Annotated in this window: 13 protein-coding genes; 6 read left to right on the top strand and 7 right to left on the bottom strand. The window is 59.6% G+C overall.

The genetic code is table 11. The features are described 5' to 3' along the window. Positions 1 to 243 precede the first annotated feature (243 nt). Both ACNJYB_RS07140 and tnpC (ACNJYB_RS07135) read right to left on the bottom strand, forming a co-directional pair. Positions 244 to 867, bottom strand: a complete 624-nt coding sequence (locus tag ACNJYB_RS07140) for a UPF0149 family protein (RefSeq protein ID WP_439369411.1) — start codon at positions 865 to 867, stop codon at positions 244 to 246. Beyond that, on the bottom strand, positions 864 to 1,520 hold the full coding sequence (gene tnpC, locus ACNJYB_RS07135) for an IS66 family transposase (protein ID WP_439373305.1): 657 nt from the start codon (positions 1,518 to 1,520) through the stop codon (positions 864 to 866). The genes ACNJYB_RS07140 and tnpC (ACNJYB_RS07135) overlap by 4 nt, the downstream gene beginning before the upstream one ends. Positions 1,521 to 1,566: 46 nt before the next feature. On the opposite strand from tnpC (ACNJYB_RS07135), the gene ACNJYB_RS07130 reads away from it, so the two are divergent. Then, positions 1,567 to 2,780 (top strand): IS3 family transposase gene (locus ACNJYB_RS07130; protein WP_439375484.1). Its coding sequence is split into 2 segments (ribosomal slippage): positions 1,567 to 1,843 and positions 1,843 to 2,780, totalling 1,215 coding nucleotides; the frame shifts between segments, so codons are not numbered across the junction. Positions 2,781 to 2,851: 71 nt separating this feature from the next. Here ACNJYB_RS07130 and tnpC (ACNJYB_RS07125) read toward each other — a convergent pair. Genes tnpC (ACNJYB_RS07125) through tnpA form a run of 3 tightly spaced genes read right to left on the bottom strand, consistent with a single transcriptional unit; the run spans position 2,852 to position 4,649 of the window. Further along, positions 2,852 to 3,802, bottom strand: coding sequence for an IS66 family transposase (gene tnpC / locus ACNJYB_RS07125; RefSeq protein ID WP_439375488.1), 951 nt, complete (start codon positions 3,800 to 3,802; stop codon positions 2,852 to 2,854). A 35-nt stretch (positions 3,803 to 3,837) separates the two neighbouring features. After that, positions 3,838 to 4,191, bottom strand: coding sequence for an IS66 family insertion sequence element accessory protein TnpB (gene tnpB / locus ACNJYB_RS07120; protein WP_027577378.1), 354 nt, complete (start codon positions 4,189 to 4,191; stop codon positions 3,838 to 3,840). Beyond that, positions 4,188 to 4,649 carry an IS66-like element accessory protein TnpA gene (tnpA, locus tag ACNJYB_RS07115; RefSeq protein ID WP_439369410.1) on the bottom strand — a complete coding sequence of 154 codons (462 nt, stop codon included), beginning with the start codon at positions 4,647 to 4,649 and terminating at the stop codon, positions 4,188 to 4,190. The genes tnpB and tnpA overlap by 4 nt, the downstream gene beginning before the upstream one ends. Positions 4,650 to 5,227: 578 nt before the next feature. Here tnpA and ACNJYB_RS07110 point away from each other — a divergent pair. After that, complete coding sequence (locus tag ACNJYB_RS07110) at positions 5,228 to 5,488, top strand: hypothetical protein (RefSeq protein WP_439373304.1); 261 nt, start codon at positions 5,228 to 5,230, stop codon at positions 5,486 to 5,488. A gap of 938 nt (positions 5,489 to 6,426) precedes the next feature. Here ACNJYB_RS07110 and ACNJYB_RS07105 read toward each other — a convergent pair. Continuing rightward, complete coding sequence (locus ACNJYB_RS07105) at positions 6,427 to 6,633, bottom strand: cold-shock protein (RefSeq protein ID WP_439373303.1); 207 nt, start codon at positions 6,631 to 6,633, stop codon at positions 6,427 to 6,429. A gap of 676 nt (positions 6,634 to 7,309) precedes the next feature. Here ACNJYB_RS07105 and ACNJYB_RS07100 point away from each other — a divergent pair. The 4 genes from ACNJYB_RS07100 to ACNJYB_RS07085 all read left to right on the top strand — a co-directional run bounded on the left by ACNJYB_RS07100 (position 7,310) and on the right by ACNJYB_RS07085 (position 10,859). Then, a complete protein-coding gene (locus ACNJYB_RS07100) occupies positions 7,310 to 7,576 on the top strand; it encodes a hypothetical protein (RefSeq protein ID WP_439373302.1) in 267 nt (88 codons plus the stop codon). Positions 7,577 to 8,038: 462 nt separating this feature from the next. Further along, the gene (locus tag ACNJYB_RS07095; protein WP_439373301.1) at positions 8,039 to 8,719 is read left to right on the top strand and encodes a hypothetical protein; all 681 of its coding nucleotides are present in this window, start codon (positions 8,039 to 8,041) and stop codon (positions 8,717 to 8,719) included. Next, on the top strand, positions 8,712 to 9,455 hold the full coding sequence (locus tag ACNJYB_RS07090; RefSeq protein ID WP_439373300.1) for an RES family NAD+ phosphorylase: 744 nt from the start codon (positions 8,712 to 8,714) through the stop codon (positions 9,453 to 9,455). Before ACNJYB_RS07095 ends, ACNJYB_RS07090 begins: the two co-directional genes overlap by 8 nt. Positions 9,456 to 9,623: 168 nt before the next feature. Beyond that, positions 9,624 to 10,859, top strand: coding sequence for a diaminopropionate ammonia-lyase (locus tag ACNJYB_RS07085; protein WP_439373299.1), 1,236 nt, complete (start codon positions 9,624 to 9,626; stop codon positions 10,857 to 10,859). Positions 10,860 to 11,110: 251 nt separating this feature from the next. Here the strand turns inward: ACNJYB_RS07085 and ACNJYB_RS07080 are convergent, their stop codons facing one another. Further along, entirely contained in the window at positions 11,111 to 12,352 is a 1,242-nt protein-coding gene (locus ACNJYB_RS07080) for an SfnB family sulfur acquisition oxidoreductase (protein ID WP_439373298.1), read from the bottom strand. Positions 12,353 to 12,470 lie beyond the last annotated feature (118 nt).

Genomic DNA, 12,470 nt, shown 5'->3' with positions numbered 1-12,470 from the left:
ATGCACGCCGAGACCACAGTCAAATTGCGGCAAGTTCGGGTGCAAGACCAATTCAGCGGCGAGCTCAATGGCGGCTGCTAGCCTGAGATTTGGAACAGAAATTGAAGGGACGTCGTCTACGGCATGATCGCCATACAGCAGCGCCGCGAATCACAAAGGCTTCCGCTAACGTGCAACTTAACAATTGCTCGAGGGCGAATTCAGGACAAGCGTAACCGGTATGAGCTCCCACGTCCGCTGTGATCAGCGGGCGCGTGCGTAGCGGATCGGCATCCAGTATTGGCGCAGCGCCTCGACGGCCGCTGGAATATCGAGGTGGGCGTTGCGGAGAAAGTCCTCGGTCTCGCGGCCGCTTCGCGGCGGTCCGAGCAGCGGACGGCCCTGATCGTCGCGACAGTGCAGCAGGACGGGTAGCAGCAGGCCGTGATTGACGTTGCTGGTGTCCAGCAACGGCGCCCACGCCGACAGCCTGAGCCGCATCGCGACATAGAAGCCCTGGCACCAGGGACGCGCATCGATATCGCCATTGACTTCACGCCGGTGCATCGGCGCGAACTGGCGAGGCGTGGTCGAAAGGGTCTGGCTGATCTCGTTATGACGCAGCGCAACGGCGGAGATCGCCGCGAACTCCGGAGTGCCGCCGTGGTTGAAAGCATCGGCATCGATGGCGAGCAGCGGGCAGATCCAGTCGAGTGGGCTCATCGACACTGGTCCAGCCACGATCGCGGCGACGTAGCCGTCGAGCATGGGAAGACTGGTGGCGGCAGGATGCTGATCGACGCGAGCTTGGAGCCATCTCTCGAGTTCCGCAAGCGGCATCGCGGCGGCGGCCATCGACGACGATGTTTTATGGCGACGTGGGCTCATGCGGCAGCTTGTGCGACGCGCTCGCGTGCCGCCTTCCAATTCCAGGCAAGCAGCTCGTGCAGCTGATGGCTCTTGGTTCGCCCTGAAACGATGCGTTCCAGCACGTCGTTCAGATAGGCCTGCGGATCGAGCTCATGGAGTTTTGCCGTGTTCACGAGCGACGCCAGGATTGCCCAGCTCTCAGCACCGCCGTCGCTACCGCTGAACAATGAGTTGCGTCTCCCCATGGCAATCGGGCGCATGGAACGCTCGACCGTATTGCTGTCGACCTCGACGCGGCCGTCGCGGAGAAACAGCGTCAACCCGTCCCAGTGATTGAGCGTGTAGTTGATCGCCTCCGTCAGCTTCGACTGCGAGAAGAGCTGGTCGACCATGGCGGTCAGTCGCGCCTTGAGCGCTGCCATCAACGGTGCGCTCCTGGTGCGGCGGGCGGCCAGCCGCTGCTCGGCGCTGCTGCCGCGGATCTCCGCCTCGATAGCATAGACCGCCTGCAGGCGTTCGATCACCTCGTGCGCGAATGGCGACTGCATCATCTTGTAGATCTCGACGAATTTGCGTCGGGCATGGGCGAGACAAAAAGCAAGCTGGATCGCGCCACCATGGCCGCGGGCGAGCGCCTTGTAGGCTGAAATGGACCCCGATTGTGGGACCACGTGCTTAGTTGGAAGGGGCTGCTCCGTTTGATAGACGGAGCGCATGATGACAACGAAGACGAGACGCAAGATCGACGCGGCACTGAAGGCAAAGATCGCGCTGGAAGCCGTGCGGGAGCAGACGACGGTGGCCGATCTGGCCCAGCGCTATGAGGTTCACCCGAACCAGATCTATGCCTGGAAGAAGCAGCTGCTGGACCAGGCGGCCCGGGCCTTTGACGCGGGTGTCGGGCGGGAGAGCGAGGACGCTCGCGAACGAGAGATCGAGAAGCTGCACGCCAAGATTGGACAACTGACAGTCGAGCGCGATTTTTTAGCGCGGAGGTCCGGAAGATGAGCACGCCGGACCGTCGAGGAATGCTCGATCGCGCCGACATGGCGCTGTCGATTCGCCGGCAATGCATGTTGCTTGGTATCGCCCGCTCTGGGGTCTACCGGCCGCCACGGCCGGCCAACGACAACGACCTCGCCCTGATGCGGCGCCTCGACGAGCTGTTCACCGCCTGGCCGTTCCTGGGCTCGCGGCGAATGACCGCGATGCTGAAGGCTGAGGGGCTTCAGGTCAATCGCAAGCGTGTGCAGCGGTTGATGCGCAAGATGGGCATCGCGGCGCTGGGACCAAGGCCGAACACGACAAAGCCGGCGCCGGGCCACAAGATCTATCCCTATCTGCTGCGCAACATGACGATCGACCGGCCAAACCAGGTGTGGGCGGCCGACATCACGTATCTGCCCATCGGCCGCGGCTTTCTTTATCTCGTCGCCATCATCGACTGGGCGAGCCGTGCGGTTCTGGCGTGGCGGTTGTCGAACACGATGGACGTCTCGTTCTGCGTGGCGGCTCTGGAAGAGGCGCTGGCGAAGTACGGCACGCCGGAGATTTTCAACACCGACCAGGGCAGCCAGTTCACCAGCGTGGCCTTCACCGGCGCGCTGGCGGCCGCAAAGATCAAGATCTCCATGGATGGCCGCGGTCGTTGGATGGACAACGTCTTCATCGAGCGGCTGTGGCGGTCTCTCAAGCATGAGGACATCTATCTCAAGGGCTATGCCGACGGCCGCGAGGCCAAGGCAGGGATCGCGAGCTGGATCGCCTTCTACAATGATCGTCGCCTTCATCAGTCCCTCGGCTATCGCACGCCGATGGCGGTCTGGCGCGAACGGATCCAGGCCGCGAAGGCTGTGGACATGGTGGACAACGCTGACGCGTTGACCACATGCCCACAGCAACAGCAGCAGACAGAGTCTCTGGCAGCGTGATAGAAAGGATCAGGAGCGGTCAGTTTCCAACTAACAAACCGGTTCAAGCGGTCCCGCTCCGCGGGTCCATTTCAGGCGGCATAACCATCCACCTGCAGAATGCCGGAAAAATCCGTCAATTGTCCGGCGATCTCCTCGGTGCCGCGGCCGTCGGCGAACACGTAGGCGACCGCCGGCGGCGAAGGGCCACCCCATGGCCGGTCATCCATGGCATGCGCCCAGAACTGGCAGATGCGGGTGCGATGTCGTCCGGGATCGAGCACGGGCATCGGGGTCTCGTCGCAGAACACGCGCGGCGAGGCCTGAATTGTGCGCAGCTGGAGCTCATAGAGGCTCTTGAGCCACCAGGCTGCACGCTTCACCCAGCCGGCAAGCGTCGCCCGGTCGAGATTGACGCCCTGGCCGGCCAGAATCTGCACCTGCCGATACAGCGGCAAATACCAGGCGAACTTCGAGACCACCACGTGAGTCACGAGCGCGGTCGAGGCCATGCCGCTCTCGATCAGGCGCGGCAACGCCTTCACCTGGACCACGCCATCGGTGCAGCTGCGGCAGCCGTATTTGGGACGGATCGTGCGCAGCACCCGCAAGATCGCCGGGATGATGTCGAGCACCTCGCTGACGTCCTCACCGATCTTGTGGAGCTGACCCTGGCAGCACAGGCAGGCCGTCGCCTCCGGCTCCAGCACCTGCTCGCAGCGCGGCAGGTGCTTTGGGAGTGCGCCGATGTTGCGGCGCGCCTTCTTGCGCACCTTGCCGGGCGGCTTCGCCGCAGGCACATCGTCGTTGGCCTGCACAGGCAACGTGGCATCGGTCTCGAGATCGCCCAGCTCAAGCGCGAGTTGCTCGTCCACGAGCACCGCAAGTCGCTCTGAGCGCTTCCCGAAGATCATCTCCTTGAGCGTCTGCATCGCCACACGCAGCTTCTCGTTCTCGGCGTCAAGCGCGAGCACCATCTCGGTCAGAGCTGACGGATCGGTCGGCAGAGCGTCGGGGCGAATCGCCATGATCGAACGATACATGCGCACGCTACACGCTCCAGCGAAATCCTCACCTCTCAGCCGACAACGGCCGGCTGCTTCACAGGCTTGGGTGAGACACGCGTCCACTCAAGCCCGTCGAGCAGCATCGCGAGCTGCGTCGCACTTAGATGCACCACACCGTCGCGGATCGGTGGCCAGGTGAAACGCCCCTGGTGCAACCACTTCGTCACCAGCACCATGCCGCTGCCGTCCCACGCCAGGAGCTTCACTCTGTCCATGCGTTTGCTGCGGAACACGAAGACGTCGCCACAATACGGGTTCGCACGCAGCGCTTCGCTCACCAGCGCCGACAGCGTGTGCACCGACTTGCGAAAGTCGACCGGCTGCGCCGCCAGCACCACCTTGAGGTCGGAGCGTAGTGCAATCACCGGATGCCCCGAAGCGCCGACAGCACCGTCGAAAGTGTCGCCAGCTCCACGCCCGGCTCAACCCGGATGCGAACCCCACTCAGCTCGATCTCGATCACCCCGCAGGCCTTCGCCGGCGGCGCGGCGATCTCGAAAGGCCTCGTCTGTGATGGCGAACTGCGCTCGGACTCGCCGGCCGTCTCGCCGTCGCTCTCGGCACCAATTTGGATCGGCACGAAGCTCGGCGCCTTGCCGGCCACCGCCGCCGCAACCTGGCGTCGCCACACCGTGAGCAGCCCGCGGGAAACGCCATTGCGCCGCGCCACCTCGGAGATGTTCGCACCCTCCTCAAAGCTCTCCGCCGCGATCCGCGCCTTCTCCTCGCCCGTCCATCGTCGCCGCCGGCGCTCCCCGGTGATCACCTCGACGCGACGATAGGAATCGCCTTCCTGCCTGGCATCAAGCATGGCATTTGCCATCGTTCCACCTCCACCGAACCGCTCATGCCAGGCTGTATCGCGCGCAAGCCGAGGGATGGCTAGGTGGGGGCGTCACGCCGGTTACGGACAAGCTTATGCTCAAGCCACCCGAAGATGCGGTCGTCGGCCGTCAGAAAATTTTCGACCTCATCTCCGTCCGTCGTGATCATCCTCGGTATGGCCAACTGCAGATCTGGGGCATCATCGACTAGTAGTTTCATCGCTTCCGCCGCACTGACGATGCCGCGCCCACCGGCCACCACGAGAACTGGGCATCTCAGTTGCCGGACCACTCGCAAGCGACGGGCTGAGACCACTTCCTCGTCGGGTGCATCTGCAGTTCGAGTAAGCCAGTCGACAGACGCCAACGTGCGAGCTAGGTTCCAGAGACCGCCATCGCAGACAGCGGCGGCCACACGATCGTCAAATGCGGCGAGGTCGGTTGCCAGGGAAGCGGATAGCCCATCTCCGTAGACGCCAATGCGAGTAGCATCAACGTCCGACCGGGTCGATAAATAGTCCATACAGCAAGACAAGAACATGTCCGATTGACTGCGTCGCGTGTCTGAGAGGTCATCATGAGCGACCACCAGGACGGACATGCCTCTATCCATCACGACGGGCAAAATCCTTCCGAGCAGTGTCGTTGCTGTTTCCTCTTCCGTGCTGATGCAAAGGATTGCTGGGGCGCTTGTATCGGGACCGCAAGCGGACAAGTAGTAGGCTGGGACCTCAAACTGATCGCAGCAATTAATTTGTACTCGCTCGATCTTCTGTTCCAGGGTTCCGACTTTTTGAATGACGGCGTTGATCCGGCCCGAAATGCCTGCGATTGCTGAAGCATCCTCATAAGCTAATCGCCTGGCAACTTCAAAGGCGGTTAGCGCACATAGCCAATCTTCTGCCGCCTCATCGCGGTACCCCTTCTGTATATTCGTTTCACCAAGAAGGTGATGGGCATCCCCAATATTAGCCCATCTTACGGCCCATTCACTTCAGCTTATGGTTGTGCAGGCGGCTTCGAGATTGTTGAGGAAGGCGGCCGCACCCCACCGCGTGGATGAAAGATCGCCCCTCACCTGAGGCCAAGCAGCGCCGTCCATCCCATTTGCCCCTTAGTGCGGATCATAATGGATAGCCGGTTCTGCTAACGCCAGCTTAGCTCCACGTGTCGCACATGGTACCTTTGCAACGCATGAGAAACTTCGCTTTCTTATGCGTTGTTTCGCCGAAATTCTGCCTTTGCTCCCGAGAGCGCGCATTTTTTCGTCCGACCGAGTGTCGGCCTTCCGCCTCTCGAATCGATCCGGGGCTTGATAAGTTCGAGCGGGCCTAGCAACTGCTTTTCGCTAGGAGCGGCAGACGCGAGTGACGCCTCTATCTCATGAAATTTGGCGCCATTACTGCGCGAGCGCCACTATGAAAGCCTACCTAATGCTTGCCTTAGTTGGGATAATGCAGCGCCTGGGAGCAATTCTGATGATGCGTTTAAGGGTTCTAGGCGAGGCCGCCCTTGAGAGGCTGTCTCTCCGTTCGTTGGAGAGCTGACATTAGCGCCAAAAACAAATGCCCAGACTGCTTCAATGTAGTCGTCTGCCGACGCACTCACACATTTGGCCCCCTATTCAGGGCGTGAGGGCTCATAGCGCCCAGATAAGGAAACGGCCTCAGCGGCTCCGGGGGGATATGCTGAGGCCGTACCTACGCCTCGCGAACAAGCGGGAGGCGGAGCCAAAATGACGAATGGTCGGGCTGTTTATTCTTCGCGCGAGTGCGACTATCCAAGTCGAAGATTTTCGGCGGACGTTTTGCCAGAACGTCCCGCCTTTATCTCGTAACTGATCTTTGCACCCTCTGCCAGTCCCGTATAGCCGGCCTTTTCAACGGACCGAATGTGCACGAAGACATCGGGGCCGCCATCGTCAGGCTTGATGAAGCCGTAGCCCTTAGTCGGGCTGAACCATTTCACAGTACCTATTGCCACCAAAGTAGCTCCAAATTGAACACGCGGGATATAGCCAGACGTCCTACTAGTATCAAGGTCATCGGCAGTGTGAGCTAGGCGGGGCCGACGTTGCGGCTCCTAAAGCCGCCTCCCATGGCGACGCCTACGACGTGTTGATCTGCATTTGGACCAAGACGAAGGCGGTCTGGCGTAAGCCGTCTCGAGTTAACGATAGGAGAATATCGAAGCTCGATGATAGTCCACTCGCCTCGCTCTCGGATTACAAGCTTCCGCCGGCATATTGAGCTTGGCGCCGCGCCTCGAGATAACCGAACACTACGCCGGTCTTGGCTTTGGCGGTGGCGGCCCCTTCGTTACTGGAACTGGTTGCGGCAGCCGCAAATACTACCTCGCATGGTGCTAGACACAACTAAACGGAAAGCTTGCCGTGGCGAACGCGACCGTAAAGCCGTGGACCGCTTTGAGCGCAGCCCAATCGCGTGCATTCCGCTGTGCTGTTGAGCGTCATCGGCGTGAAGGTGCCTTCGCCAACCTATGGCATTATTAGCGCGATCATGTTCGCCATGTGACCGAACCTCAAAATTAGCGGAGTCCAAGGCACGGGATTTCGCCATGACCCAGCAAAGCGGAATTGGTGCGAGCCGTTGCTTCAGCGACACGCACATGGATCAACTCTGCGCTGTCGGAGCGCCGGTTGAGCGAAGCTTTCGATTTGCTTTGCGCCCGGCTCGCCGCCGAACGGTCGGGTTTGCCCGATTTGTGCGGGCGCTTTGACGAACTGATGGAACAGGGCGAGCGTGTCGATATGAGCGACGATCCGCACCGTCGCTTGTTCGAACTCGAGTGCACCGCGGATTGGCTGTTTCGCTCTGTTCTCCGTCACGTTGAACTCCGCGCCTTCATCGATAAAGCCGTACAGGTATTGATCTCGAGCTCCATGGCTCGGAGTGGACCCGCATAGGAAAAAGCGTCGGCGTCCACAGCGACTACACCGATGACCGGACACCTGGACCCGACTGTCAACTTCTTGATGAGGGAGGCTTTCGAGCAATGGCTCGGAGCCGGAAAACAGCGACCGGCCATCATCGACCGAGTCCGAAGCACGAGGCTCACCTTCTACGGGACACGAGCGCCTTCTCTCTCGAGGAGTCTTCGAGCAGACCGGGCTGTCGAGAACCAAGCTGATGAGGAGATCGAGATGAAGCATTTGGAAGAATTGTGGCTATCGGACCCTTATTCTTGAAAGCGATCTAGACCGGTTTCTTCGAGGTTTGCCTGGCTTGTGAGCTCTAACGGTCGCCAGCCCAAAGCGACCTTGGAAGCGGCCTCGGCGCCTTGTGGCCCCTCGAAATGAGGTCGAAAAAGGCATTGATGATCGTGGTTATTGTATTATATTAGTAACCTAAATAACCTGGATAAAGCCATGACGGCCGCGAAAAAAGCTCTTGAGCATTCGGGTGTGGGAACCGTCGCCGGGACCCCCGAAGAAGTGCGAAGCAAACTGGCCCACCTATCGGCGGAGCAAGTCGTTGCTTTGACATTGAAGCACGGCAGCAAATCAGTTGCCCACGTGCTGTTAGATACAGTTGCTATTCTGGCTCCGCTAATCCCCAGCATCATCGAGGATCGTCATGAGGCGAGGTTTCGGTCGATCATCGAGGCTCTCGTCCCTGACGTTCCTCCGCCGCGGCACAAGCTGATTGAAGCCCGGATGACGGCGGAAGCACGCAAGCGCGTGATAGAGACCGGCGAATGGATGACGGCGGCGCAGATCGCCGAGATGGCGGGATATAGCACCAGCAATCCTAGCGCTCAGCCGAACAAGTGGAAGCGGGATGGGCAGATCTTCGCCATACATCATCGCGGAACGGACTACTTCCCGGGCTACGCTTTCGACTCCTCGACGGATTATCGGCCGGCAAAGGGCCTGGCGCGGGTGCTGGAGGTCTTCCGCGGAAAGAAGGACGATTGGGGCCTCGCCTATTGGTTTGCATCGGTCAACAGCTTCCTTGGTGGCAAGCGACCGCAGGACTTGTTGATTAGCAATGCCGATCGCGTCGTTGCAGCGGCCGAGGACGAGGTAGCCGGCGTACTCCATGGCTAAGAAGAAGTCCGGCGCACGACGCCCCCCAACTGCCCGACCGAAGGCAGCCAGGCCATCGCCAGTTCCGCCTTCGCCCGCCCCGCCATCGGCCGTACCGGCTCTGCCCGCCGACCTTGCCAATCTGGTGAACATGACGACCTGGCCGAAAGGCCAGGTCGTTCATCGAATCCACCCGAAAGTCTATGGCAGCAACCAGTTCAATCCGGGCCCGCATGGCAACGCCCGGTTCAGTCCGATTAAAGCTTCAGACGGCTCGAACATCCCTACCCTCTATGGTGGCACGACCTTTGATTGCGCGGCCATGGAAACCGTCTTTCATGACGTGCCGTTTGTCGCCGGGTTAAAAACGTTCGACAAGCAAAAGCTGACTGGCCACATTTATTCGCAGGTGGCGCCGAAACGAGATCTCAAGCTCGTCGATCTCAGCGTGACGGCACTCAAGAAGCTCGGGATTCAACGCGGTCAGTTGATCGATACTGAAAAGGACGAGTATCCGAAGACCCGGAACTGGGCCGAAGCCGTTCACGCTGCTTGCCCCCACGCAGAGGGACTTTGCTGGGTATCGCGCCAGGACGATCGCGCCTTGGCGATCGTGATCTTCGGCGATCGCGTCGCCGCGGCGGATCTCTCGCCCGGAGGCATTTCGCAAGACCTTCTGACTGTGGACTCCGTGTTCGCGGACCTCGTTATTCTCGCTGATAGGATCGGCGTCAACTTGTTCGACGGCAAGATCTAAACAATCTGTGATTTAACCGCTGCGCACGCTTTGGGGACGGTATGCCATGTCTAAGAATTTCGTCATCTTCTCCGGCGGCGCTGACAGGCAGGCGGCATTGCCGACTATTTCGTCATCGCGAATGTCATACTCTATACAGAGATGCTAACGAGCAAGGAAAGTTGAACTATGTTTCTTGCCAACTCGCACCGCGATCACCGCGCTTCCCTCGATGCATCGGACGCCGACATGCTGAGTGTCGAAGCCGCTCGCGAGGTCGAGCGGTTTCTTAGGCATCGCGATGGACACAAGGAAACTCCTCTGATTTCTTTAGCGGGCCTTGCTCGTGACATCGGAGTTGGTTCGATCCATCTCAAGGATGAAGGTCATCGTCTCGGCCTTGGAAGTTTCAAAGCGCTGGGCGGTTCTTATGCTGTGATCCGCCTGGTGCTTGAGGAAGCAGCTCGCCAGCTCGGTCGCAATGTTGAGCTTTCCGAATTGCACGGATCTGACGTTCAGGCCGTCGCGCGAAGCATGACAGTCTGCTGTGCCACGGACGGCAACCACGGCAAATCAGTTGCTTACGGCGCCCAGCTATTTGGGGCGAAGTGCGCCATTTTTGTTCATTCAGGCGTGAGCACTGAGCGCGTCACCGCCATTGCCCGCTTTGGCGCGCAGATGATCCGCGTTGAGGGCAACTATGATGACTCGGTTGCTGAGGCAACCCGAGTTGCGGCGAAAAACAGCTGGATTACGGTGTCTGACACGTCCTGGCCCGGTTACGAGCGCATCCCGGGGCTCGTGATGCAGGGATACACCGCTCTATTGAGTGAGGCTCTGCGCCAATTGCGTGAACCTCCGACTCATGTGTTCATTCAGGCCGGCGTGGGTGGGCTCGCCGGCGCGATTGCCGGACATTTCTCCGTCCTGTTCGGCAACGATCGGCCGTTCTTCACCGTTGTCGACCCCTCGCGGGCGGCGTGCCTTTTCGAAAGCGCGCGGGCGGGGCATCCTGTCAAAGTGGATTCCAGGCAATCCACCGTGATGGCAATGCTCGAATGCTACGAACCTTCGCTCATCGCGTGGCGTATCCTTTCGCGCGCCGCGGACGCTTTCATGACGGTCGACGATGAAGACGCAATCAGCGTAATGAAGTGGTTGGCAAATCCGAAGGATGGTGATCCGGCTGTTGTTGCTGGCGAAAGCGGTGGTGTTGGCCTTGCAGCGTTACTGAAGGCTGCTTCCAATCCGATCCTGCGCGCCGAGATTGGTCTTGGACCGAATGCACGAGTTTTCCTGATCAACACCGAGGGCGCGACCGATCCTCGTCTTTATAAAGAGTTGGTTGGCACAGCGCCTGCGCAAGTGACTGCGAAACACGATAGAGCTGACGACAACAGGTCGACAGATGAGGCAAGCTCGTGAGCTTTAACGATCTGAGATAAGTAATGACCGATTTTAGGCCGCGGCAACGATCGCCGCGTTATCGCTCCATATTGTTCCAAGTTCTCCTGGACTCTGCATCCTGCTGATTCTGCTTACGGTGTCTGCGCAGCAATGGGTTCGGGGCATGGCGGATATAAACGCCCCATCGACCGAAAGAGTATACATCCGTTGGAACAGCTCAACTAACATCAAGGTTTATTGAACCGGCAGTACTGATCACAATGGAGTTCTCAATTCCAGGGATGGCGCGGCGGACTTACTCCGTTCAGCACGTAGTTGCCGATATGAAAGTATTTCCAGCGTACCGGGTCATGCAGCGTGTGGGTACGCGCGTTGCGCCAATGACGATCGAGGTTATACTGCGCAAGCGTCGATCGCGTTCCGCCAAGCTCGTGCAGCTTGTTCGCTGCCAAAATCGCGATCTCAGTCGTCGCCGCCTTGGCAATTGCAACGGCGATTGATGCCTCGTCGACTATTTTATCAGTTGGCTCCGCAGCGGCAAAATCTAAGGTCCGCCCCGCCCGATCAAGCAAAGCTTCGGCCGCATGCATTTTGACGCTGAGATCTCCAATTTGTGAGATAGTGAACTGGTCCTCGTAAGCATGGTTCTGACCGCTATCGATCCATGGTCGTGCATACTGGCGCACAAAAGCAACAGTGTCGGCAAGAGCGCCTTTGGCGATGCCCGCGTCAATCGCGGCGTGAACGAGTTGGGCAAATGGCCCGTTCGCACTCGGGAACTGATATGCCGCGTAGGCCGGCAATACGGCAGACGCGGGTACGCGAAGGTTGCGCATGACGACGCTGCCGCTGGCAGTCGTCCTCTGGCCGAAACTGGACCAATCATCAACGACACTTAGTCCGTCCGCATCCCGAGGCGCGATGGCAATATGCGCTCTTCCCAAATCGTCAGCTCCCGCAATTGCGATATAATGGGCAAATAGTGCCCCGGTCGCATAGAACTTCTGACCATTGATGTGATAAGCATCGCCATCAGGGATAATCGTCGTCTCGAAAATGCCGGTATGCTTGCTTTTGGCTTCTGAGACCGCGTTGCCAAAACGATAGCCTTGCAAGACCTTACCAAACCAGAAGTGCTTCTGCTCTTCCGAGCCGGTCAGTCGCAATAGGTCCAGGACTCTCAGATGACTTTGCGGAATCTGCCCAACCGAGGGATCTGCGGCCGAGATGATCTTGACTACTTCTGCGACCGTCACGAAGGAGACGCCGGCCCCACCATAAGCCTTCGGTACGGTGACGCCCCAAAGACCGCTTGACGAAAAGCGATCAAGCTCGGTTAGCGGCAGACGCCGTTCGCGATCGCGTGCAGCAGCTTCGAGCGCAAGTTCGGCGGCCACCTTGTGCGCAGTGTCAATCGCCTCCGCATCAGAACGGATGAGTTGTGCTTTTGGGGCGACCTGGAATTCCGGCCCTGGCAGGGCTCGGTCGGCACGTTCAACTAGTATAGTCATGAAGAACTCCCAAGGCCGGGCTCGTCGCCACCGGCTGGCCAACGCCTTGACGAGCCGTTCGCCAGCTTACCCTGATCGCCGCATCTGTTGCGGCATCGAGGCGTTTCGGAAGCAGCGT

Source organism: Bradyrhizobium sp. SMVTL-02 (assembly GCF_051853005.1).
Classification (GTDB): domain Bacteria; phylum Pseudomonadota; class Alphaproteobacteria; order Rhizobiales; family Xanthobacteraceae; genus Bradyrhizobium.
This window is presented reverse-complemented; position numbering and strand designations above follow the sequence as displayed.